At 41.0% G+C, this 24,247-nt stretch carries 24 protein-coding genes; 10 read left to right on the forward strand and 14 right to left on the reverse strand.

Annotated features, from left to right (window positions below; translation table 11 throughout):
- The 3 genes from FXF70_RS05165 to FXF70_RS05175 all read left to right on the forward strand — a co-directional run bounded on the left by FXF70_RS05165 (position 1) and on the right by FXF70_RS05175 (position 3,797).
- Positions 1-1,878: a terpene cyclase/mutase family protein gene (locus FXF70_RS05165; RefSeq protein ID WP_148779950.1), complete on the forward strand. Its 1,878-nt coding sequence runs from the start codon at positions 1-3 to the stop codon at positions 1,876-1,878.
- On the forward strand, positions 1,871-2,695 hold the full coding sequence (locus FXF70_RS05170; protein WP_007500719.1) for a superoxide dismutase: 825 nt from the start codon (positions 1,871-1,873) through the stop codon (positions 2,693-2,695). Before FXF70_RS05165 ends, FXF70_RS05170 begins: the two co-directional genes overlap by 8 nt.
- A gap of 151 nt (positions 2,696-2,846) precedes the next feature.
- Positions 2,847-3,797 carry a bile acid:sodium symporter family protein gene (locus FXF70_RS05175; RefSeq protein ID WP_148779951.1) on the forward strand — a complete coding sequence of 317 codons (951 nt, stop codon included), beginning with the start codon at positions 2,847-2,849 and terminating at the stop codon, positions 3,795-3,797.
- Between the two features lie 31 nt (positions 3,798-3,828).
- Here the strand turns inward: FXF70_RS05175 and odhB are convergent, their stop codons facing one another.
- The 7 genes from odhB to cdaS all read right to left on the reverse strand — a co-directional run bounded on the left by odhB (position 3,829) and on the right by cdaS (position 14,071).
- Positions 3,829-5,085: a 2-oxoglutarate dehydrogenase complex dihydrolipoyllysine-residue succinyltransferase gene (gene odhB, locus FXF70_RS05180; protein WP_007500721.1), complete on the reverse strand. Its 1,257-nt coding sequence runs from the start codon at positions 5,083-5,085 to the stop codon at positions 3,829-3,831.
- A 14-nt stretch (positions 5,086-5,099) separates the two neighbouring features.
- Positions 5,100-7,934, reverse strand: a complete 2,835-nt coding sequence (sucA, locus tag FXF70_RS05185; protein WP_035703265.1) for a 2-oxoglutarate dehydrogenase E1 component — start codon at positions 7,932-7,934, stop codon at positions 5,100-5,102.
- A gap of 224 nt (positions 7,935-8,158) precedes the next feature.
- On the reverse strand, positions 8,159-10,075 hold the full coding sequence (locus FXF70_RS05190; protein WP_048002258.1) for a vWA domain-containing protein: 1,917 nt from the start codon (positions 10,073-10,075) through the stop codon (positions 8,159-8,161).
- Positions 10,076-10,086: 11 nt separating this feature from the next.
- A complete protein-coding gene (locus FXF70_RS05195; RefSeq protein WP_148779952.1) occupies positions 10,087-10,965 on the reverse strand; it encodes an ATP-binding protein in 879 nt (292 codons plus the stop codon).
- A gap of 89 nt (positions 10,966-11,054) precedes the next feature.
- Positions 11,055-11,633: a superoxide dismutase family protein gene (locus tag FXF70_RS05200; RefSeq protein ID WP_072368418.1), complete on the reverse strand. Its 579-nt coding sequence runs from the start codon at positions 11,631-11,633 to the stop codon at positions 11,055-11,057.
- 77 nt (positions 11,634-11,710) lie between these two features.
- Positions 11,711-13,042: a C40 family peptidase gene (locus FXF70_RS05205; protein ID WP_041091286.1), complete on the reverse strand. Its 1,332-nt coding sequence runs from the start codon at positions 13,040-13,042 to the stop codon at positions 11,711-11,713.
- A gap of 402 nt (positions 13,043-13,444) precedes the next feature.
- Entirely contained in the window at positions 13,445-14,071 is a 627-nt protein-coding gene (cdaS, locus tag FXF70_RS05210) for a sporulation-specific diadenylate cyclase CdaS (protein WP_024718575.1), read from the reverse strand.
- An 81-nt stretch (positions 14,072-14,152) separates the two neighbouring features.
- On the opposite strand from cdaS, the gene FXF70_RS19185 reads away from it, so the two are divergent.
- Both FXF70_RS19185 and FXF70_RS05215 read left to right on the forward strand, forming a co-directional pair.
- The gene (locus tag FXF70_RS19185) at positions 14,153-14,278 is read left to right on the forward strand and encodes a hypothetical protein (protein WP_003215647.1); all 126 of its coding nucleotides are present in this window, start codon (positions 14,153-14,155) and stop codon (positions 14,276-14,278) included.
- A 59-nt stretch (positions 14,279-14,337) separates the two neighbouring features.
- The gene (locus FXF70_RS05215) at positions 14,338-15,705 is read left to right on the forward strand and encodes an MATE family efflux transporter (RefSeq protein WP_019743266.1); all 1,368 of its coding nucleotides are present in this window, start codon (positions 14,338-14,340) and stop codon (positions 15,703-15,705) included.
- A 21-nt stretch (positions 15,706-15,726) separates the two neighbouring features.
- Here the strand turns inward: FXF70_RS05215 and bshB2 are convergent, their stop codons facing one another.
- The 4 genes from bshB2 to rarD all read right to left on the reverse strand — a co-directional run bounded on the left by bshB2 (position 15,727) and on the right by rarD (position 18,028).
- Positions 15,727-16,392, reverse strand: a complete 666-nt coding sequence (gene bshB2, locus FXF70_RS05220; RefSeq protein WP_148779953.1) for a bacillithiol biosynthesis deacetylase BshB2 — start codon at positions 16,390-16,392, stop codon at positions 15,727-15,729.
- Between the two features lie 17 nt (positions 16,393-16,409).
- Positions 16,410-16,760 carry a YojF family protein gene (locus tag FXF70_RS05225; RefSeq protein ID WP_008346474.1) on the reverse strand — a complete coding sequence of 117 codons (351 nt, stop codon included), beginning with the start codon at positions 16,758-16,760 and terminating at the stop codon, positions 16,410-16,412.
- A complete protein-coding gene (locus FXF70_RS05230) occupies positions 16,757-17,038 on the reverse strand; it encodes a hypothetical protein (protein WP_008346472.1) in 282 nt (93 codons plus the stop codon). The genes FXF70_RS05225 and FXF70_RS05230 overlap by 4 nt, the downstream gene beginning before the upstream one ends.
- A gap of 78 nt (positions 17,039-17,116) precedes the next feature.
- A complete protein-coding gene (rarD, locus tag FXF70_RS05235; RefSeq protein ID WP_262368781.1) occupies positions 17,117-18,028 on the reverse strand; it encodes an EamA family transporter RarD in 912 nt (303 codons plus the stop codon).
- A gap of 86 nt (positions 18,029-18,114) precedes the next feature.
- Between rarD and FXF70_RS05240 the strand changes: the two genes are divergently transcribed.
- On the forward strand, positions 18,115-18,588 hold the full coding sequence (locus FXF70_RS05240) for an Hsp20/alpha crystallin family protein (protein WP_046526872.1): 474 nt from the start codon (positions 18,115-18,117) through the stop codon (positions 18,586-18,588).
- A 40-nt stretch (positions 18,589-18,628) separates the two neighbouring features.
- Here FXF70_RS05240 and FXF70_RS05245 read toward each other — a convergent pair whose 3' ends face one another.
- Together FXF70_RS05245 and FXF70_RS05250 are read right to left on the reverse strand one after the other, a co-directional pair.
- Positions 18,629-18,847, reverse strand: a complete 219-nt coding sequence (locus tag FXF70_RS05245) for a hypothetical protein (protein ID WP_003215921.1) — start codon at positions 18,845-18,847, stop codon at positions 18,629-18,631.
- Positions 18,848-18,922: 75 nt separating this feature from the next.
- Positions 18,923-19,255, reverse strand: coding sequence for a winged helix-turn-helix transcriptional regulator (locus FXF70_RS05250; RefSeq protein ID WP_017359678.1), 333 nt, complete (start codon positions 19,253-19,255; stop codon positions 18,923-18,925).
- A 141-nt stretch (positions 19,256-19,396) separates the two neighbouring features.
- Here FXF70_RS05250 and FXF70_RS05255 point away from each other — a divergent pair, with 141 nt between their 5' ends.
- The 3 genes from FXF70_RS05255 (at position 19,397) to FXF70_RS05265 (ending at position 21,948) form a co-directional block, all read left to right on the forward strand.
- Positions 19,397-20,014, forward strand: coding sequence for a nitroreductase family protein (locus tag FXF70_RS05255; protein ID WP_017359679.1), 618 nt, complete (start codon positions 19,397-19,399; stop codon positions 20,012-20,014).
- Between the two features lie 237 nt (positions 20,015-20,251).
- Positions 20,252-20,470, forward strand: a complete 219-nt coding sequence (locus FXF70_RS05260; RefSeq protein ID WP_017359680.1) for a DUF3311 domain-containing protein — start codon at positions 20,252-20,254, stop codon at positions 20,468-20,470.
- Entirely contained in the window at positions 20,455-21,948 is a 1,494-nt protein-coding gene (locus FXF70_RS05265; protein ID WP_148779955.1) for a sodium:solute symporter family protein, read from the forward strand. The genes FXF70_RS05260 and FXF70_RS05265 overlap by 16 nt, the downstream gene beginning before the upstream one ends.
- 40 nt (positions 21,949-21,988) lie before the next feature.
- Here FXF70_RS05265 and FXF70_RS05270 read toward each other — a convergent pair whose 3' ends face one another.
- On the reverse strand, positions 21,989-23,374 hold the full coding sequence (locus tag FXF70_RS05270; RefSeq protein WP_148779956.1) for a S41 family peptidase: 1,386 nt from the start codon (positions 23,372-23,374) through the stop codon (positions 21,989-21,991).
- Between the two features lie 151 nt (positions 23,375-23,525).
- On the opposite strand from FXF70_RS05270, the gene FXF70_RS05275 reads away from it, so the two are divergent.
- Positions 23,526-24,224, forward strand: coding sequence for a class I SAM-dependent methyltransferase (locus FXF70_RS05275; protein WP_148779957.1), 699 nt, complete (start codon positions 23,526-23,528; stop codon positions 24,222-24,224).
- Positions 24,225-24,247: the final 23 nt, after the last annotated feature.

Here is a 24,247-nt window from a genome sequence, read left to right on the forward strand (position 1 = left end):
ATGCAAGATTTTAAAACGAGAGTCAACGAATATATCGATGAACTGCACATGCAGGTAGAACGCAGACAAAGAGAAGATGGCGCATTTATTTTCTGCTTTGAAGGACCTATGATGACAAATGCTTTTTTCATTATGCTGTTAAAAGCCGTTGGTGACCCCGATCAGCAATTGATCCATCAATTGGCCGAAGCAATACATGCCAAACAAAATGAAGATGGTTCCTTTTCTTTGTATCATGACCAGTCAGGACATCTCACAGCTACAGTACAAGGTTATTGCGGAATGCTCGCATCTGGCAGATTTCAAAAAGACGAGCCCCATATGGAAAAAGCAGCACAATATATTCGCTCAAAAGGTGGCCTAAAGAACGTTCATTTTATGACAAAGTGGATGCTTGCCGTAAATGGCATGCACCCTTGGCCCTACTTCTATGCACCTCTTTCCTTTTTACTCATCCCTACGTCTTTTCCGCTACACTTCTACCACCTTAGTGCCTATGCAAGGATTCATTTTGTACCCATGATGATCGCACTGAACAAACGGTATACCTCTCATGCTGCGTTTCCATCATTAGCCCATCTTGATGAAAACATGTCTAAAAATCCATTTGACTGGTTTATGGCAAGAGAAGAACGTTCGACTGATGACTTCCTCATGTATATGCGGTCATATACAGCCCTCGACAGCCGGCTCGACTTTTTCGGATATGAAGCGGCAAAGCGATACATGTTTGACCGTCTTGAAAAAGATGGGACGCTGTACAGTTACTTAAGTGCAACCATCTTTATGGTCTATGCCCTCATGAGCCTTGGGTACTCCCCTGGACATCATCTCATCCAAAAAGCAGTCAGAGGTATGAAAAAGCTCGTCACCTCCTGTCAAGGCAAGATATATGCTGAGAATTCCACCTCGACTGTGTGGGATACAGCGCTTGTCAGTTACGCTTCTCAAAGAGCAGGAAGAAAACGAGAAGATCCCATGATCATGAATTCCTTCACCTATTTGATAGACCGGCAGCAAATGAAGAAAGCGGATTGGGCAGTTCATAACCGTCATGCTGCTCCCGGGGGCTTTGGTTTCTCACATATCAATACGAATAATCCTGATTGTGATGACACGCAAATTGTGTTAAAAGCGCTCCCAAAGGAATACGCTCCACTTCAGTGGAAACGAGGATATGACTGGCTTCTCTCCATGCAAAACCGTGATGGCGGCTTTTCTGCTTTCGAAAAAAATCAAGATCACTTTCTGCTTCGTCACCTTCCGCTTGAATCTGCGGAGGATGCGGCGATTGATCCGTCAACTCCTGATATTACTGGTCGTGTGCTCCATTTGATTGGTTTAGAAGAAAAAGATACTGCTTCACCCACGATTCTCAGGCAAAAAGATCGATGTGTAAAATGGCTCATTGACCACCAGGAGAAAAACGGATCATGGTTTGGCAGATGGGGTGTTTGTTATATTTATGGAACTTGGGCAGCGTTAACAGGACTGAAAGCGGCTGGCATTCCCTCCTCACACCCTGCTGTGCAAAAAGCGTGCCGTTTCCTAAAGCAGATTCAGCTTGAAGATGGCAGTTTCGGAGAATCGTGTAAAAGTGCAGAACTGAAAACCTATGTCCCGCTTCCCTTTGGCACAGTGGTTCAAACCGCATGGGCGACAGAGGCGCTCCTCCAATATGAGAAAGCAAATAACGCAGCCATTTTGAAAGCTGTCTACTTTTTAGTGAACCATCACCATACTGAAGAAGCCATGTACTATCCGGTCGGCATTGGACTGCCAAAACAATTTTACATCACCTATCATAGCTACCCATTTGTGTTTCCGATGATGGCTTGTTCTACATTTTTAGAGGAAATGAGGCGTATACATGAATAAAGAAGAATATCGCTCACAGCTCAAAGAGTGGCTCAGCACGATTCAACATGTGTGGCAAGATGATAATATCCATCGAAAAGTGGAACATTTACGACTCAAAATGGAGGATGATGATTCCAGTGAACAAGAATGGTACGAACTAGCCGAAAGGATTGCAGAAGACATGCAGCATCCACACGAAGAAGTGCGCGATGTAGCAGCTGGAAATCATCAGTTACCACCACTGCCTTATCGGTATGACGCGCTCGAACCTTATATTTCAAAAGAAATTATGTACTTGCACCATCAAAAGCATCATCAAACTTATGTTGATGGTCTAAATCAAGCTGAACTTGCGCTAAAAAAAGCAAGAAGAACCAACGACTTTACCATGATCAAGCATTGGGAACGTGAGCTTGCCTTTCATGGGGCAGGACATTATTTACATTGTATCTTTTGGTTTTCCATGAGTCCTTCAGGGAAAAGAAAACCTACTGGTCAAATGCTTCGTCTCATTGATCAATCATTTGGCAGCTATGAGGCGTTCAAGTCACATTTTTCAGCTGCTGCCAAACAAGTAGAAGGTGTCGGATGGGCGATTCTTGTATGGTCCCCTCGATCTCAGCGTTTAGACATTTTACAAGCAGAGCGTCATCAGTTTCTCTCACAATGGGACATCATCCCCCTTCTTGCTCTTGATGTGTGGGAGCATGCCTATTACCTCCAATATCGAAATGAAAAGGCGCAATATGTAGACCGGTGGTGGAATGTCGTTGACTGGCGTGAGCCAGAAGCAAGACTAAAACAGGCTCAACAAGTGAAATGGACACCTTTTTGATCGCATACTCCACATAGTTCATTTACTATGTGGGTTTATATTAGTTTACATAATAATATTATGAACACCCATTACAAAATCATAGGTTGTTTTTTCAGAAAATTCATTTAAAATAGAAAAGATATGAAAAGAAAGAGAGTTGAAAGATAGTATGAACACCCTTTTACACATTAGTCACTTTGCAGGAAGAACATTCGCTATATGGGTCATTGTCTTTGCTTGTCTAGGTTTTACTTTTCCTGCGGCATTTTCTTTGATTGGACCTTATATCCCTTTTTTACTTGGCATTATTATGTTTGGCATGGGGCTGACGCTGTCTTCTGAAGATTTTAAAGAGCTTTTTAGAAAGCCTCTTTATGTATTGATCGGGGTTTTAGCGCAGTATACACTGATGCCACTCATTGCATTTTTATTGGCCTATGGGTTACATTTGCCTTCTGAAATCGCTGTTGGTGTCATTCTCGTCGGCTGCTGTCCAGGCGGGACTGCATCCAATGTAATGACCTTTTTGGCGAAAGGAAATACGGCCTTATCTGTTGCCGTGACAACGATCTCGACCCTACTTGCTCCCATTTTGACCCCTGTTTTTATTTATATTTTTGCAAAATCTTGGTTATCTGTATCACCGGGTGCTTTGTTTTTGTCGATTGTCCAAGTTGTCTTAATTCCGATTATTTTAGGGGTTATCGTCAAATTGTTTTTTAAAAAACAAGTGACGTATGCTGTACAAGCACTTCCACTTGTATCTGTTGCTGGCATTGTCGCCATCATCGCAGCTGTTGTCAGCGCAAATAAAGAACAGATATTGCAATCTGGACTGCTTATTTTTGCCGTTGTTGTTTTACATAATGCTCTTGGTCTATTATTGGGTTACCTCATTGCAAAATGGTGTAAAATGGACATTCCTTCTCAACGAGCAATTTCAATAGAAGTAGGGATGCAAAATTCTGGACTTGGCGCAGCCCTTGCAACCGCACATTTTTCTCCACTTGCCGCCGTCCCCAGTGCCATTTTTAGCGTATGGCATAATTTATCTGGCTCTTGGCTGGCAACATTTTGGTCAAAAAGAGGCTACTCAGAAAATAAAGACCAAAAAAGCTAGTACCCTCATCGGTACTAGCTTTTTCTTTCGATTATCCTTCAAGCAATAGCTGTTCAGGATCTTCAAGTAGATTTTTAATCGTGACAAGGAACCCAACAGCTTCTTTACCATCGACAATACGGTGGTCGTATGAAAGAGCTAAATACATCATTGGACGGTTTTCAAAGCGTTCTTCATCAATTGCAACAGGACGAAGCTGAATTTTATGCATACCTAAAATTCCAACTTGAGGACTGTTTAAAATTGGTGTTGAAAGCAGAGAACCAAATGTTCCTCCGTTTGTGATCGTGAATGATCCACCTTGTAATTCATTGAGCGATAATTTGTTATCTCTTGCTTTTTTCGCAAGATGACCGATTTCTTTTTCAATTCCTGCAAATGATAGTCTATCTGCATCACGGACAACTGGTACCACAAGCCCTTCATTGGCGGCTACAGCAATACCGATGTCATAGAATTTTTTAATGACAAGCTCATCACCTTGAATTTCTGCGTTGAGAAGTGGATATTTTTTAAGTGCTGCTACCACTGCTTTTGTGAAGAAGGACATGAAGCCCAGTTTCACATCGTTTTGTTCAAGGAAGGCATCTTTGCGACGCTTTCTTAAATCCATGACAGCTGTCATATCGACTTCATTAAATGTTGTCAGCATCGCTGCCGTTTGTTGAACTTCCACTAAACGTTTTGCAATGGTTTGTCTGCGGCGTGACATTTTTTCACGCTCAACTGGTTTCCCTGCTTGATCATTTTGCACCGCAGCATTTGCTTTTGGCGCGGCTTTCGGTGCACTTGCAGGAGCTTCATTCTTTTGGTAAGAAGCTACATCCTGCTTTCGTACCCTGCCCAGCGGATCTGCGGTTGGAATCTCAGATAAGTCTAACCCCTTCTCTCTTGCTAGTTTTCTAGCTGCTGGAGAAGCGATCGTTCTGCCATTACCAGATTTCGGCTCTTCTTTTGCTGCCTCTTCTTTTTGTTCAGCTGCTGGTTCTTCTTTCGAAGCTGGTGCAGAATCTTGCTCAGGTGCTGGAGCTGCGGACTCGCTTCCGCCAGCTTCACCTGCTGCAATCGTTCCGATGACTTCTCCAACTTGGACAGTGTCACCAGAATCTTTCAGTACTTCTTTTAGAACACCAGATTCTTCAGCTGTCAATTCGACATTGACTTTATCTGTTTCAAGTTCTAACAGGTATTCCCCCTGCTCAACATAATCGCCCGGCTGTTTTAGCCATTGAGCAATTGTTCCTTCCGAGATTGATTCCGCTAGTTCAGGTACTTTAATTTCCGCCATTTTTCATTTCCCCCTTAGTTTTTGCGAGTCAAGCTATCAGATACAATTCGTTCTTGTTCTTTTTTATGAACAGTTGGATCACCCTCAGCCGTACTTGAACGTCTTCTGCGGCCGATGTAACGTACTTTTACTTTTTCAGATGCAATTTCACGTAAATATGGCTCAATATATCCCCAAGCGCCCATATTTTGCGGTTCTTCTTGCACCCATACGATTTCTTCTAAGTTCGACAGTTTTGATAAAATGGCTTTAATATCTTTGGCTGGGAATGGATATAATTGTTCCACTCTCGCAATATGAAGCCAATCTTTTGAGTCTTCCATTTGAGTAAAACGATCACTAATATCGATCGATACCTTCCCGCTCGATAGCACAAGGCGTGTTACTTTTTCATGATCATGCACAAGGCCCGGCTGTTCAAGAACTGGACGGAACTGTCCATCTGTTAGTTCTTGGACTTCGGATAATGTGTTCGGGTTTCGAAGCAGACTCTTCGGTGTCATGATGACAAGAGGACGAATCTCTTCACGAAGCAGCATTTTCGCCTGTCTTCTAAGAATATGGAAGTATTGAGCTGCACTTGTCAGGTTCGCAACTGTCCAGTTATTCTCAGCAGCTGATTGCAAGAAGCGTTCTGTTCTTCCACTAGAATGTTCTGGACCTTGTCCTTCATATCCATGTGGCAAGAGCATCACAAGCCCTGACTTTTGTCCCCACTTGGCGCGGCCTGCTGAAATAAATTGATCAAAATACACTTGAGCCGCATTTGCGAAGTCTCCAAATTGAGCTTCCCAAATCACTAATGTTTCAGGAGAATAGACATTATAACCATATTCAAACCCGATGACAGAGCCTTCTGACAGTGGACTATTATGGACTGTAAATGATGCATTTGCATCACTCAGTTCATGAAGAGCAATGAATTCATCACCCGTTTGACTGTCGTGAAGAACAAGGTTTCTTTGAGCAAATGTGCCTCGCTCAGAATCCTGTCCGGTCATTCGAATCGGCGTACCGTCTTTTAATATAGATGCAAATGCCAGTGCTTCACCAAGTGACCATTCCACTTTGCGATCATCTGTAAACACTTTTGCACGTTTTTCAAGGATCCGCTTTAGCTTACCGAATACTTGGAAGTCTTTCGGCCAGCTAATTAATTCTTCATTCAGCTTTCTTAATACATCAAACTCTACAGATGTATCAACTGCAGGGAAGCCGTTAGATACAGGCTCTGGCAGTTCGATTTCTTGAATCGTATGTTCTTTCTTTGAAGGTACTTTTTTATAAGCTTCTTCAATTTTTGCCGTGACAGCCTGCTCAATTTCTTCTCTTTGTTCTTTTGACAGAAGGCCCTCAGTGACAAGCTTATCTGCGAAGATATTCTTGACCGTTTTGTGCTTTCTGACCGCATCGTACAGCATTGGCTGAGTAGTAGAAGGCTCATCCATTTCGTTATGGCCATATCTGCGGTAGCCAATCAAGTCAATTAAGAAATCCTTTTTAAACCGTTTACGGTATTCTACCGCCAGCTGAACAGCTGCTAAACAAGCTTCTGGATCGTCTGCATTGACGTGAACAATTGGAATCTCGAAACCTTTTGCAAGGTCACTAGCGTATTTCGTTGAACGAGATTCATTGCTTTCTGTGGTAAATCCAATCATATTGTTGGCAATGATATGGATCGTTCCCCCCACTTGATAGCCGACTAATTGACTTAAATTTAATGTTTCTGCGACAATTCCCTCTCCAGGAAATGCAGCATCCCCATGAATTAAGATGGCTAACGCTTTTTCAACGTCTTGAACTGGATAGCCTTTTTGAGTACGCGATTCTTGAGCAGCACGAGTGCTTCCTTCAATAATCGGATCAATAAATTCCAAGTGACTTGGGTTATTGGCAAGTGTGACTCTTGCACTCTTTGTATCTTCATCTTTGATTTGGCGGTCAGCACCGAGATGATATTTTACATCCCCTGTCCATCCGTAGCTGATGCCGATAGAGCCTTCTGATGGTACAAGCTCTTTATTAGGCGCATGCTGGAATTCTGAGAAAATGATCTCATATGGCTTTCCTAACACATGTGCTAATACATTTAAACGGCCTCTATGTGCCATTCCAATGTTAATATTTGAAGTCCCTTGTGTAACAGACTCGGATATAATTTCATCAAGTACTGGAACAAGTGCGTCTAATCCTTCTATAGAAAAACGCTTTTGTCCAACAAATGTTTTATGAAGGAACTGCTCAAATTGCTCGACTTCTGTTAATCTTTTGAGTACAGAAACTAGTTTATCTGCTGGTTTTTTCTTAAATAATTCACCAGACTCAATAGATTTAGAGAGCCAGTTGCGCTCTTCGAAGTCATGTACATGATCAAACTCAAATGAAATGGTACGCTTATACGTATTTCTCAAATGGTTAATGGCTTCTATGCCGTTTGAAATGTGTTTAGGTGCATCTGGACTAATAATTGATATTGGAATATTCTTAACGTCTTCTTCAGTTAAACCGTATTCCTTTAATGGAAACAGCTCTTGTAATTCCTTTTCTTTGCGAAGAGGATTGACGGAAGCATTTAAATGGCCATACGTTCTGATGTCTTCTGCCAGTTTAACGACTGATGCTATCTTTTGGATTTGTTCAGAAGTAACTACGCTATTTTCTTTTTTCCCAATTTCCTCCTTCATTTCACTCGGTGGTGCACCAAGTTCATCAAATATGCCTCTTATGTCTTCATCAACACTAGTAGGATCCTGGACATATTGATCGTAGAGCTCGAGCACGTAGCCGAGGTTCGGACCATGAAATTCTTCCCAACTCAACGGTTGTTTCACATCATTTTGAAACATTTTGAACACTACCCCCAACTTTGATCATCAAGTGATTGAACACTATCTCGATATAACTTCCAGAACACAATGACCAAATTTATGTAATAAAACGCTTCCAATCATATTCTACCACTGTTTCGGATTACTTTCTACATTCTTTGTTCAATTAAAGATAAAAAATTCAAAGAAAAACAAAAAATTTAAATCATTCCGAAAAATATTTTAAAGAAAGGGGCAAAACCTTATGCCCCAATGCTTTTATGCAGCAATTTCTTGAGTAATGGATATAGCACATCTGGCAATGTATCGACATCCGGTACAAAAATGCTGAACTTGCCATACATATCTTGGATCGTTTTCATCTGCGCCTCTTCAATCGGAGAATTGGATAAAAACACATTGATCACTTCAATTCCCTTTTTTCTCGCTTCGAGAACCGCTTCATGTGTATCCACGATCCCATTTTGTTCGTAGCTGAATGCAGCCGGCTCTCCGTCTGAGAAAACAATGAGGAACTTTTGCTCTTCTCTTCGTTTTAAAATCATTTTTGTCATTTGGCGAATCGCATATCCATCCCGGTTATCCTCTTCTGGCTCAAGTGACATAATGGATGGTCCTGCGTCAAATAAGGAATCTTTGAACGATACGACGGTGTTAAAGTAGTTCGGCTGACTTGTTTCAGTTGCGTCATTTGTATCTTCCCAGAACCCTACAATTTGATGAGGTACCTGCACTGATTTTAAAGCTTCATGAAACAGAACAATCCCTTTTTTTGTCTCATCCATTTTGTCAAACATACTTGCAGAACAGTCAACTAATAAAGTGAACACAGCATCAATTTGAGAAGATGGCGCTTGTTTTTTATAAAATAGTCGAGGGTTGGACTCTGTAAAATAACGAATGAGCTTTTTACTGAGACGTCCTGCATGAAGATCTGTTTTTGGCCATGATTTTTTATGCTCAAGTGTTTTTTGAATCATTTGTTTTAAGCGTTTCTGATAAGGCTCGATTGCCTTTGCGTGCTGCTTGTACACATCTATTTGCTCTGGTGAAGGAGGTTCTGGTGAAATCATGACTGGAAATGCAAATTTGTTTTCTTTTCCATTCTCATGCGCATCTGCCCCGCTTTCTTCTCCTTCTGCCTCTTCTAGTGCTTCAAGCTTTGAATAGTCTTTTCGATGGGTTTGTTTGGCTGAACCTTGAACCGTTCCAAGCGCCTGATCTCCATCGTCACCTTCTCTTGCCGCATCTTTACCGAGATCGCTTTTACCACCGTGTTCTAAATCAAATTGAAGGAAACTTTTAGATGGTGCTTCCGTTTCTCTATGCCATACTTCCATATATTCATTATGGATGTCTTCATCCCCCTCTTTTTCCCGATCGACTTTTATATCCTCACTTAATTTAGGCTTTCTTTTGAGGTCATGGAAAAGCGGTTCTTTTGCCGCTTTTTCATAGTCCAATTCTGGGAAGAAGAAGTATGTATTCAGCATATCCTTTTCAAGGAGCTCATCGAAGCCTTCTGTCAATTCCTTCACAATAGTGGCGATATCAGATGTCGAGCGTGCGTCATATACACGTTCAAGACTCGACTCAATAAACGGAATCATTGGATCTATCCGCTCATGAAGGGGTGGAATTTCTTCAAGCGGAGATTCGGCTGTCAGCTTCACGTATATCGCACAAAAGAGTGCATCTGTTAAAATACTACGCTCTTGGTTAATCGTTAATTGTGTTTTAAAGTGACGTCTGTAAAGCTCTCTTCTTCGTTTAAATACCTTTTTTGTTCCTGGGCGGTCACGTTTAATCCGCTCTTCAATGCGGATATCTTCAAACAGCATAAACAATTGTTTGCACACATCAGGAATGGATAATGTGTGGGCATAGCGAATGATGTCTTCAAATACTGTAAGATCGCTATACACTGTCCCTACTGCTCGCAGAAACACATCACTTTTTAGGCCTGCCATCATATCCTCTTGATGACGATCATCCCAAAAATGGCTGATGAAAATTTTCTTTTCAAACGGTTCATAGTACGATTGAACACCGTATTCAAGCTCCACATCATCACTTTTGGCAAGTGTTTTGGCTAAATCCGTTAATTCCATAAATAGAAATGAATCGATTCTGCTGTCATTAAATTTGATGAATTTCAAAAGTCAGAACCTCACTCGAATAATGTTTGAGCGATATTTCTTACCGCTGCTTTTTCCCGGTCATCTTCTAGCTTCTCTACAATTCCTCGTTCAATTGCACGAAGCGGCGGAATATATTGCGCAAGATCACATGTGTCTAACAGTGCGCGAATGGATGCGGCTTCTTCACTGACCTGTCCATTGTGTGCTTGGACGATGAGATCTGATGAGAGCTGTACGAATTGATCGATTAAACGCTCATCCTTTAATACGGATTGAGTGTGCAGTACTTCTTTTAAAATGCCACCGCCAATGTAAGGAACTTCAATGGCGACAAAACGGTTTTTCAGCGCTTCATTGAGCGGCACTGTCCCCACATATCCCTCATTGATTGCTGCAATCACGCCAAAACCTTCTTCTGCTCTAACGACTTCACCTGTAAATGGGTTTGTCATCATTTTTCTGTAATCAAGCACACCGTTTAAAATAGGCAGTGTTTCTGGTTTTGCCATGTTGATTTCATCAATATATAAAAGGTGTCCTTTTTTCATTGCTTTTGTAACGGGTCCTTCAATGAATTCTATAGAAGCAACTTGTCCATCATTATGGATGGTTTTATAGCCAATAAGACTTTCTGCATCAAGGTCAACTGAGCAGTTTACACTGTGCATCGGCTGTTGAAAGAACGCAGATAAAGTTTCTGCTAGTTTGGTTTTACCTGAGCCCGTCGGTCCTTTTAACAGAACATTTTTTCCTAGGGCAAGTGCAATCATGGCATCTTGAATAATAGACGTATCTTGTGATTCATAGCCGCCTGTTCCGATAAGCGGACGAAATTCTTCTTCGAGAACTTTTCCTTTTGCTTCGATCATTGCTTGAATTTCTTCTGGGAGTGATGGTTGGTTAAACATATATGATTAATTCCTCTCTTCGATCATTTTCCTCACCAAGTATACTAAAAAAACCTTTATGCACTCAATACATAAAGGTTCGTCTTCTGTTATTTTACCATTTCTTTTGTGATGGCTCCGCAAGCAATGCGTTTCCCTGAGTTGCCAGAAGGGTTGCTTAAGTAATCATCTGCTTCTGCATGGATGATAAAACTTCGCCCGTTTTGATCGATTAATTGATTTGGGCCTCCCTTTAACGTCACATCTGGTACATTCACGACAACATCAATTTGTCCATCTGCCCCTACCTCTAAATTAGGCATATCTCCAGCATGGTGACCCTTTGGGTTGTCGAAGCCATGCTCTCTATGGGTCGGATTAAAGTGAGCCCCCGCCGTTTCAAAATCTGGCGTTTCACATATTCCTGTTTCATGAATATGAAAGCCGTGAGGACCTGGCGGCAGTCCTCTCGCTTTCACATGCAGATCCAGCCCATTTTCTGAGGATTCTCTTATTTCAATGCTCCCTATTTTTTGCCCGCTTTCGTTTATGAGTGACGTTGTGACTGGTGCTTGTTTAGGTGCGGCAACTTCTCTTGTTTCTTCTGTCGTTTCTTTTTTCGGCGGTGCATGACATGCTGATGCGGTAAAGATCAAACATATCATGATCATCCACACTGACTTTTTCATTTATGACTGCCCCCTTTTGTTATCAGTATGGACAATCACAGCAACGGGCAAACAAAAAAAGCCGAAAATCGGCTTTTTTAGAAGAAACGTTTTGCGCCTAGGTAGGCTTTTTTCCAATATGGATTGCTTAAGTTTGAAATTCCTACTCCGCTGTCACTTGCATGAAGGAAATCTCCTCCACCTAGGTATAGTCCCATATGAGAAGGACCTGCTTTGTACGTTGTGAAATAAACAAAATCTCCAACTTGTGGTGTGCTGACAGGCGTCATCATATTCCAGTATCCTGCTGTACTCAATCTAGATACTGATGAAACCTTATTAATGAGATAGTAAACAAAGCCGCTACAATCAAATCCAGCTGGTGTATTGCCACCCCATCTGTAAGGAATGCCTGTGAGTTTTTTACCTTCTTGAATCATTGTCGTGATTTTTGCATTCATTGGAACGTCAGTTTTATTATTGTTGACCGGTGTTGTTGAACCGTTTGACGTAGAACCATTAGATCCAGTTGAACCGGAAGCTGTTCCGTTGATTTTTAATACTTGTCCAATTCTCAGCACATCACTTTTCAAGCTGTTTGCTGTGCGGATTGATTGAACCTGCACCTTAAACTGATTCGCAATTTTCCATAATGAATCACCTGATTTAACCGTATAAGATGTGGTTTTACTACTTGAAGACTGATTGCTGTTTGAAGGCGTGCTAGATTGAGCAGGTGCTTTCGGCTGACTTGGTTTTGACGTCACCGTTCCTTTTACCTTCAATACTTGATTTGGATAAATCATATCAGATTTTAGCGAGTTCAATGTTTTAATTTCACCAATCGACATGTTTAACGAATTGGCAATTTTCCAAAGTGAATCGCCTAATTTTACTTTATATGTACTAGATGCTGATGACGAACTATTAGAATTCGTTGATTTGTTACTTGAGCTGGAATTAGATGTTGAGTTTGAATTTGAGGACTGGCTGCCGCTCGTTTTCGTCGTTCCAGACACTTTCAGCTTTTGTCCAGGACGAATAAGGTCACTGTTTAAGCTGTTCAAACTTTTCAAACTTGCAACTGACATTTTGTGATTCTTCGCAATCAGCCATAATGAATCCCCAAGCTTGACTGTATAGCTAGATGTTGTTGAAGCACTTGATTTCGTTGCTTTTGAACTTGTTGATGAGCTGGATTTTGAACTTTTTGCACCAGGAATCTTTAAGCTTTGTCCTGCAAAAATCATCGTCGTTTTTAATTGATTAAGAGATTGAAGTTCCGAAATACTTGTGTTGTACTGTTCGGCAATCTTCCAAAGTGAGTCACCGCTTTTCACCTTGATCGTCTGTGCTTCTGCCGGTGCAGCAATAACAGCTGAGCCCGCGATCGCTGAAACTGTGAGGCCGGTTACTACTTTTTTCTTCATAGATAAATCTCCGCCTTTCATGATTTCGTTCCATAAGACTTATGTACTAGTTTTGAGTTTAGCATTTAATGGTTCTGCTTCTCTTGCACTATTTTATCTTTATTTCTATTATATTACTCGACATGAAGACGTTGGGCAATACTAAATAGGTTAGAGCAACAAACTCAAAATGCTAAAACAAAGCCATATCGTTTCTATCGGCTGTTTGCTGTATTTATAAACAATTTTTAAGGAATTTTTAAGTTGACGTTTAGAAATTTGTCAAAACAAGCACGTTGCTAGTTTCATAGTTCTATTCTACATGACAAATTTTTCTGTATCAAATGACTTTTTACTTAATTGCCTGTTTTTTCTCCTCAATAAAAAAAGCACCCTTCCCAATGAAGAATGCTGTGTTCATGTTTACTTTCTGATTTCTTGGTCTTTTACAGTTAACGGATAGAGGACGCCTTCTTTCGCAAACGACATTTTCCCTGTTTCTTCTGATACAACAAGAACAAGGGCATCAGTCATGCCAGAAAGTCCAATGGCTGCCCGGTGTCTTGTGCCTAGAGAAGGGCTGACTTTTTTTGAGGTGAGCGGCAGGACATTTGCAGCGGAAACAAGCGTGTTTTCTTTTACTAAAAGGGCGCCATCATGAAGTGGGTTTCCAGGATAGAAAATGCTTTCTATTAATGATGCGCTAATTTTCGCATGGAGGTTTGTCCCTTTTTGTATATAATCCTCCACCTCATCTCTCCTTTGAATCACAATCAGTGCGCCATGCTTTTGTTTTGATAAGTTCTCAATGGCTAAAGAAAATTGAGCAAAACCTGGTGTGAATTCTTCCATATATGCTTGTAAATAAAACGAGGAAGCCTCTGCATGCATTTCATTAAACTGATCATGCAATGATTCGAGTTCACAAAGAAGGCATTGTTCCGTCTGGTCAAGCGAATCGACGATTTTCCTTGCATCCATCATAATTTGCGTTAAATGAGATTTCATTTCTAACTTAAACATCGCTTCTTCATTTGTGCGATTGATCATCTCACCATGTCCCTCCTTCTTTCGCTTGTGTCATAAAATAACAAATTGTGCACATTCTATTTGTATGGAGGTGAATTCAATATGACCATTCAAAAAGTGATTCAATATGCTTGCAGCATTTTAGGTGTTGTCAGTCTTTCTTTTATTTATGCCCAAATGTTCAAAAAAACGAAGCCCTCAAAGAAAAATAATCCGACGGAGAATTGATTTTTTTACATAGCGTGATATAATTCCTCTCGTTATTTCTGTTCAGAGAGGAACTTATGATGAGAGAAACGAATAGTATTCGAGCAAAGTTGGCACAATTTTTAACCATATTGATTCCGATTTTAATTACACAAGCAGGTCTTTCGCTCATCACATTTTTAGACACGGTGATGTCTGGAAAAGTGAGTGCAGAAGACCTAGCAGGTGTAGCGATCGGTTCGAGCATTTGGACACCTGTTTATACTGGTCTCGCTGGCATTTTAATGGCTGTTACCCCTATTGTGGCTCAGCTGATGGGCGGCGGCCGCAGGGAAGACGTTCCTCGTGCGGTCTTCCAGGCCATTTATTTATCTTTTCTTTTAAGTATCGTGGTGATTGTCATTGGATCGTTGTGTGTTCCGTTTATTTTAGGGAGACTTGGGCTTGAACCATCCGTAGAAACTATTGCCCGTCATTTTCTCAGCTTCCTTGCTATTGGAATCATCCCGCTTTTTGGTTATTCAGTCATGAGATCGTTCATTGATGCATTAGGAAAAACACGAGTGACGATGTTCATTACGTTAACCGCACTTCCTATTAATTTTGTTTTAAATTATCTCTTTATTTTTGGAAACTTTGGGTTTCCAAAGCTTGGCGGTGCAGGGGCAGGTCTTGCATCTGCGCTGACGTATTGGGCGATTTTCATCATGAGTATTTGTATTGTCATCAAAGCCGAACCGTTTGCATCCTTTCGGTTGTTTCAGACATTACCTCGTTTTAACGTCTCCCGAATGGGTCAAATACTGAAAATCGGTATTCCTATTGGGTTTGCGATCTTTTTTGAAACAAGTATTTTTGCAGCTGTCACGCTCTTAATGGGTCACTTTGATACCGTGACAATCGCCAGTCACCAAGCAGCGATGAACTTTGCTTCTATTTTATATATCCTGCCGCTTAGTATCTCAATGGCTTTAACGATTGTTGTAGGTTTTGAAGCCGGTGCCATGCGGTATAAAGACGCAAAAAGCTACAGCTATATTGGCATTGCAACAGCTGTTTTGTTCTCATTATGTACTGCAGCACTCATCTTGTTATTTAGACCTGAGATCGCTGGTTTATATACAACTGAATCAGCTGTTTTACAAATGACACAGCACTTTTTGATGTATGCGATCTTTTTCCAGCTGTCTGATGCGATCGCTGCACCCATTCAAGGGGCTCTGCGCGGCTATAAAGATGTGAATTACACACTGATTGCTGCGTTTGTCTCTTACTGGGTCATCGGCCTTCCAGCTGGCTACTTGATTGGCACGTATACCTCATTTGGAGCGTTTGGTTATTGGGTTGGGCTGATTACTGGGCTTGCCGCAGGTGCCATCGTCCTATTTGTTCGTCTCAGGTTGATTGAAAGACGTATGCATTCTGATACAACAGGAAAAGGCAGCTGACTGAAGTCAGCTGCCTTTCATTTAGTCATTCCATTGATACGTCCAGAAAATTTCTTCATCAAACCATTTTTGAACGACTGGTTCTTTGTTTTTCAACTTTTGTTCAAGCTCTCTTAGCATGCCTTCTGTTTGTGTTCTATGCGCTCTTAGTGCATTTAATTTGATATCGGCTACATCCGTAATATCAATCACAATATCGGCATTTCCTAGCACTTCTTCTCGATTTTTCGTAATGGCCATGCAGTATGTGACGGGACGGTCTTCTTTTTTCTTGCGGGATAGAGCACGAATGACCGCTTCACCTGTCGCATCATGATCAGGGTGTACGCCATGACCTGGATAAAACGTGACAATAAGAGTTGGTTTCACTTCATCAATTATGTGTTCCATCACATCCGCTAAATACTCATCATCTTCAAATTCCAACGTTTTATCTCGAAGACCAAGCATTCGCAAGTCTGTGACATCCATTTCTTTACATGCATTGATTAATTCCTGTTTTCTTAATTCAGGAAGTGTCTCACGGTTAGCATATGTTGGACTTCCCATATTTCTTCCCATTTCTCCAAGTGTCCCGCATGCATACGTCACTGGAATTCCACGTTTTCTGCTTTGCGCGATGAGCCCTGCGACCCCGAAGGATTCATCGTCGGGGTGAGGCAGCATCACAAGTACATGTTCGTTCATCACTGTTCCCCTCTCTCCTACACCTGAAATGGTGTTTCACTAATTTGTAATGAGATCGCTAGTTTTCCGTCTGGCAGGTGTCCTGCTAACAGCAGGCGACCTTGTTCATCAAACACGTAATCGGTTAAACCTTCTGCGTAAATCCAGCCATCTTCTGTTTTCATTCCGACACGGTATGGACCTTGTCCTTTTATTTTTGCCTGTGAATAGACAACTTTTGCGTTGCGGATATACGCCACGACCGTCATATTTTGCTCATTCACATGAGCTGAATAAGAACCAGTTGTCGTTTCAAGATGAACGAAGACTGGCCGATTTAAAAACGATTCAAGATGTGCTGTGACATCTTCCGTTTGAATTGGTTTCATGAGTGGTTCCTTCCTTCATTTTGAATTAGTTCTCGCAGCTTTTTCGTATGTAAGCTGATCAGCTGTAGTTGATGACCCTGTTCAATCGTGCTTTCTAAAATTCTTTCCACAGCGAGTACATACTTTTGATGTAATGACTTTCTTGCGCGAGGATGGGTGCGTGCATCAAGCAAATCATCTCGTATCGCCTCGTGTAATGAAGTCATATCCACTACATCAAGCTGCCGATTTTTCCATAAAGATTGATAAGCGTGTGCAAGCTCATCGACTGATGACATGTGATCACCTCTACAGTTTTGGTAACAACTTATTATGACATGATCCGCCTGCAAAAAAAAGCAAACTGCTTCGTCTCTTTAATGAGAATTCGCTGTTTTTTTCATTCGGAGTTGCGAGGTTGTAAATAGTAAAATCGCCACCCAAATACAGAGGAATGTCACGATTTTTGCTGCAGATAAGTGTTCGTGATACACAAATAGCCCCAAAAAGAGTGTAATAGTTGGTGCAATATACTGCAAAATACCAACTTGGTATAAAGGAATTCTTTTGGCTCCTTCAGAAAATAAAAGAAGCGGTACAGCTGTAAAGACACCTGCAAAAAATAATAGCCCAAGAGAGCCGAAGCTGCTCGGATTCATCGTGACAACAGGTTCTTTTAAGAAGAAGAATAAGTAAACAAGCGCAGCTGGTGCAAGAAGCAGTGTTTCAATGGTTAATCCAATGGCACTCGTAAAACTCATTCTTTTTTTAATCAGTCCATAAAACCCAAAACTAAAAGCCAATACGAAAGCCACGACAGGAAATGAGCCGTACTGAACAGTTGAGATGATGACACCAGCTGAAGCAATGAGAATGGCGGTGGTTTGCATTTTATTCAGTCGTTCTTTTAAGAAAATGATGCCTAGTAAAACTGATACAAGCGGATTAATATAATACCCTAAACTCGCTTCCAGCATCAGATCGTGATTTACAGCCCAAATGTATACATACCAGTTGACCGAAATTAAAATAGCCGATAAAAGTAATGAAAAAAGTGCTTTTCCATCTATCATCAGACCTTTCACAGTCTGCATCGCTGGACGGACTTGCTTTAAATATAAAAGAATACCGCACATAAAAACAAAGGACCATATGATTCTGTGCGCTAAAATTTCGCCTGACGAAATATGCTCCATCAGTTTCCAATATAATGGGAACAATCCCCATAATGTAAAAGATGCAGCCGTATATAAGACACCTTTTGATTGTTGTTCGTTCAATCTAACCATTCCTTTCTAAACCTATCGTATATTATAGCACGCACATCACATTATGGGCATATACTAATTCAGGGCATTTAGAAAGGATGATTTGCATGTTTGACTGGAACCGATTATTCCCTTTTCAAAAGCAATTTTCAAAAGAAGCGTTAAAAAATTCAGACCCTAAAGACGTTGAGCAATATGTCAATCAAGTCATGGAAAGTGTTTTCGGCTCCAATTATTCTGCTCAATTCCCCTTTCAGGATCCGCTGTCTCAGAAGCAGAAAGCAAGAGAGACAGACGATAAAAAAAAGAAAGAGCCGAATGTTGAAGTATTTGAGACGACAGATCACGTGTTTGTCAAAATAGAGCTCGATCGTCCGAACACTGAAAAAGTAAAAATCAAACATACAGCCAATCTGCTGTTTATTGATCATTTTCCTGAAGAGAATAAACAAAAGAAGGTTGTCCTGCCTGCTGCTGTGAAAAGAAAAGGAACGAAGGCTTCGTATCAAGATGGTATTTTAGAAATTATGTTTTTAAAGCATGATGATCCAGGCATCTCTGAAATTGATATTCCATTATAAAAAGCCTGCTTTGAAATGGAAGCAGGCTTACTCTTTTTTCTTAATAATATGGTGGATATCCGCCGCCATAAGGTGGTGGAACAGGCGGTGGTGGAGGCGGGTAATATGGACGAGGATAATTAAAAATCGCACTTCCTAGAAATCCGCCAAGCAGTCCGCCGACTAAAGGAGCGCCAAAACCAAAAAACAAAGGGACTCTAGATTCATATGGCGGAATGCCAGGGGCACCGCCTCGAAAATACGGAGTATGAGGGTACATGCTTTTCTCCTCCTTTGTCATGTGCCTAACATCAGCATATTCATTAGAAGACAAAACGTTTGGGCAAACCTAAAACTAAGCTTGCTCCTTTTTTTCATGAGATCCAGCATACTCCCCTGCCCAGCGCGATACTTCTCCGAACACACCATGTAATGCACTCCCTTTTTCGGTTAGACAATAGATGACTTTGACTGGCGTTTCAGGAAGTACAGTGCGCTTTATGATTCCTTCTTGCTCAAGCTCTTTTAAGCGTTCTGCGAGCATTTTTTGACTGATGGATGGAATAATGTCCGTCAGGTCTTTAAACCGCTTCGGACCATCAAGCAATACATGAATGATGAGACCATTCCACCTTTTGCCAAGAAGCAAAAAAGCTTGCTGAATGTTTGGACATAATTGAAATTCCATATATTTCAGCCTTTCTTTTCATAATCGTTTGACAAACTAACGGTGTACAATTTAAAATATATCTCTAGTTACAATAAGTAAGTTTCTCACTTTTTTATTTATTGTACCATACTATTTGCAAAAACGGGAGGAAATATCCATATGGCGAGCGATCAAAAAACGATTGACATTTTAAAAGAAAGAGCTTCAGTAAAAGAGTATGATACAACTCATGAAATGACAAAAGAAGAGTTAACAGAGCTTCTTGATATCACAACAAAAGCACCATCTGCTTGGAACCTTCAGCATTGGCATTTCACTGTTTTCCATAGTGCTGAATCAAAAGCAAAACTTCTTCCAATAGCTTACAACCAAAAACAAGTCTCTCAAGCATCAGCTGTGATTGCTGTGCTAGGTGACCTTGAAGCCAATCTAAAGGGTGAAAAAATCTACAGTGAGCTAGCAGAACAAGGTTTCATCACAGAAGATATTAAAGAAACACTGATGACACAAATCAATGGTGCTTACCAAAGCGAGCAATATGCACGTGAAGCTGCGTATTCAAACGCTTCGTTAGCTGCTATGCAATTAATGATTGCGGCGAAAGCAATGGGATATGATACATGCGCAATGGGCGGTTTCAGCAAAGAAGCGTACGTGAAAGAATTCAATGTGAGCGGTCGATACGAACCAGTGATGTTGATTTCTGTCGGGAAAGCAGCAAAAGAAGCTCACAAAAGCAATCGTTTTGACATCGAAGAAGTATCTGATTTCCTATAAAAAACGGCACAGTCTCAGCTTCATGCTGGGGCTTTTTTATTTGCTCTAAATATTATTTTTCCATACTTATTTTCAAGTCTTCCTTTCTCATTCTTCACTATTTACCTCTTTTTAAAAATGAAAGCGTTATATTAGTATGATATTCATAAAAATGATTGTTTTTTCTGAAAATGGTCTTGTGATCTAATCTGACAACTGCTATTATTATGAAATTACAAAATATTAGAGGAGGAAAACATGAACAAAAAACTGATACTGGCGCTACTCATCGCGATTCCATTCATTGGACAGCTTGCACTGCTCCCCTTTGTGAATCGTATTCATCCATTTGTCATCGGGCTGCCCTTTTTCCACTTCTGGCTCTTACTATGGATTGTACTCACACCCGTTTGCACATTTATCATTTACAGGATGCAACATTCAAATGGAGGAACTGACGAATGCAAGGAAACTTAACAGCTTTATTGATTACTGCAAGTATCATTTTCATCGTCGTGGTCATCGGTTTTGCCGCTGGTCGTGATAAATCATCAAGACAATCAGTAGAAGAATGGTCTGTTGGCGGGAGAAAATTTGGCGGGCTTCTCGTCTGGTTCCTTGTTGGCGCAGACTTATATACTGCTTATACCTTTTTAGGGCTCACAAGTACAGCTTATACAGCGGGAAGTGTTGCTTTTTTCGCTATCCCCTATTCAGTTCTTGCTTATTTTATTGCGTATTTCTTCTTACCAAAACTTTGGACGGTTGCAAAAAATCACAAGCTGACAACACTTGCTGATTATGCACGTGAGCGATTTGACAGTAAACTGTTATCTAGTTTGATTGCCATTGTTGGTGTACTCATGCTCATTCCATACATTTGTCTTCAGCTCAGCGGGATTCAAGATACGTTAACTGTCGCTGGAACGAGTTATATTAATGTGAATGCAGTTGTTATCATTTCATTTATTTTAGTTGCACTTTATACATTTTTCAGTGGTATTAAAGGTCCTACATATACAGCCATTATTAAAGATATTCTTGTTTGGGTGATCATGCTCTTTATGGTCGTTTCCCTCCCGATTATTCATTTTAACGGCTGGACCCCAATGATGAATACGTTAGCTAAGGAAGCCCCACAGCTTCTGACGATTCCTGAAGGCGGGCCTAAAGGCATTTTGTGGTTTATTACCGCATCAGGTGTTTCTGCACTCGCATTATTTATGTGGGCACATGCAGCAACTGGCGTTTTCACTGCAAAAAGCGCAGATGCCATCCGTAAAAACAGTATGTTTTTACCTCTTTACAACATTGTATTGATTTTGGTCATCTTCCTTGGCTTCATTGCCTTTTTAGTCTTACCGGAAGATACAAATCCAAGATTTGCTCTTCTTCATTTAATACAGACGTCATATGGCGGCGTGATGCAGGGGCTTGCGTATTCAACGATTGCACTTGCTTCTCTCATTCCATGTTCGATCATGGCCATTGGGGCATCGAATTTATTTGCCAATAATTTGTACCGTGATTTAATCCATCCAAATGTGTCACCTAAACGGTTAACGATCATTACACGTTCGATGGTATTTATCGTGATCGGGCTTGCTCTTTTATTCGGTATGCTGTTCCCGACTGCGCTTGTCACGCTTCAGCTGATCGGTGTTTCTGGAATGGTTCAAATTTTCCCAGCCATTGCCATCAGCTTGTTCTGGAAAAAACAATCGAGAGAAGCAACGATTGCGGGGCTCATCGTAGGAATTATCGTGACCTTTACAGCGAATATGACACAAATGACATTCGGCCTTTATGAAGGCTTTCTCGGTTTACTAGCAAACGTTGTGGTCATCCTGATTTTGAATCCATTCTTCCAGAAGAATGTCACATCTAATTCTGTGACAAGTGATTTGTTTGAAAAGAATGGGAAAACAACGGAACCTGTGGCTAACAAAGCGTAACACAAGAAAAAAAGCAGTCCCCTGATGAGGACTGCTTTTTCTATTTCATTTCTTTTTTCAACACTTCAATGGCTTTTTTCATTTGCGTGTCATTTTTCTTGAGCTTATCTTGGATGTTTGTCATCAGTACCGTCGTTGTGTCCCCTGTCAGAATACCATCAGCCTTTAGATCGTGATCTGATTGGAAACTTTTCACGATCGACTGGAATGCTTGATCATATTCTCCATTGGCTTTTGCTTTGTAGCCAAGCGCTTGGAACATTTTTTGAGCCGCTTTGACTTCATCTCCATCATCATTCAGTTGATACGTCTTTTTCGGACTTAAGTATGGCAGCTTCGCATAACTCGGCAGAGATGCTTTCACCTGTGGCTCAATTCCTTTTTTGTGAATCCAAGACCCGTCTGGTGTCAGCCACTTGGCAATGGTTAATTTCACACTAGAACCATCATTGTAGCTTTGCGCATTCTGAACAGTCCCTTTACCAAATGTCTTTTCTCCAACAAGTTGAATGCTAGAGGATTGGTGCAGAGCTGCCGCCATGATTTCAGCAGCACTCGCTGAACCGCCGTTTACAAGAACAACTGTCGGCTGATGAACTTTGCGTTCTTTTTCTGCTTTGTACACTTGTTTCTTTCCTTTTTCCTCAACCTGCATAATGACTTTTCCTTTATCGATAAAGTCATTGCTCATTTCAATTGCTTCTGTCATAATGCCGCCTGGATTATCTCTCAGATCAATGACAAAACCTTTTGCCCCTTTTTTCTCGAGGTCATCAATCGCTTTATCTAACTCTTTAGACGTGGTTTCAGCAAAAGACGTGATTTGGATTTCGCCTATTTTATCTTTTGTTAGTTTTGCATACACCGTTTCAAGTGGAATCGTATCTCTTGTGATCGTGACATCCACATTTCCAACACCTTGTCGGTTCAAATGCAGTTTGACATCCGTTCCTTTTTTCCCTCTGATAAGAGAAACGGCTTTATTCACTGACATACCTTTTGTACTTTTACCATCCACTTTTAAAATACGATCATGAGGTTTCAAACCAGCTTTTTCAGCAGGAGAGCCTTTAATCGGTGCGACAATTAAAATTTGTCCATCCTTCTCTTCTACTTGTGCACCAATTCCTTCAAATGAAGATGAAATCGTGTTGTTAAATCCTTCGGCTTCCTCCTGATCCATATATGTAGAGTATGGATCATCAAGTGATGCAATCATTCCTTGAATCGCACCGTCTACTAGTTTTTGATCATCCGTTTTTTCGTAATACTCGTTTTTTACCTTCGTATATGCAGCCATGAGTTTACTAAACTTCTCATCTCCTGAAACGCTGACAGCACCTTGTTTTGTGATCACAAATGTAATCGCTGAGGAAAGCGCTGCTGTCACCAGAATGGCTATCACGAACTTTAATTGTTTTTTCAAAAAAACACCACCTTTATCTCCTTTCATTATTATCAAGGACGATTCTTCATCCGTCAACCAAAGGATCAAACTTCTATTTGAAAAGATAAGCCATTTAGCCTTGCAATGCATAATCTTTAGAGAGAAACATGATAAGGAAAGAAGGGATTCCATGAGTGACTATGTAGAAATGCTTGCCTATTTTGGTGTATCAGGTGCCCATCCTGGCGGAATTGAGCTAACAAAAACGATGATTGAGCATCTTCACTTGGCGTCTGACGATCGTATACTGGATGTTGGATGCGGCACAGGACAAACAGCCGCCTATCTAGGACATTTAGGTTATGAAGTAGAGGCGATTGATACACACCCTTTGATGATTGAAAAAGCCAATCTGCGATTCGAGCGGGAACAACTACCTTTCCGTGCACAGCAAGCATCGATCGAACACCTGCCATTTGCGGATGACTCGTTCTCTCTACTGATCAGTGAATCTGTTTTAAGCTTTACCCATTTACCTGCTGCGCTTGCTGAGATCAAACGGGTGCTTGCTCCTGGAAAACAATTGATCGCAAATGAGGCTGTGTTAAAAGTGCCGCTCCCCTCAAAAGAACAGGCAACCATTCGGGAGTTTTATGGGTTTCACTCCCTCTTTTCATTTCCTGAATGGAAAAGGCAGTTAGCGTCCGCAGGATTCCGTGACATTCAGATTCTCTCATTTGATGAACACATGGTGCAGGAAGAGCCGACCGAAATGGAATTATCAGATCAAATACCACCTTCTCTTTATGATACATTACAGACACACTATGACCTGATTCAAACACACCGAGAACATCTGAGTCACCTTGTATTTGAATGTACAGTATAAAATGAGCGAATCTCCTATATGTT

The organism is Bacillus sp. Y3, from assembly GCF_008123875.1.
GTDB classification, from domain to species: Bacteria; Bacillota; Bacilli; order Bacillales; family Bacillaceae; genus Bacillus; species Bacillus altitudinis.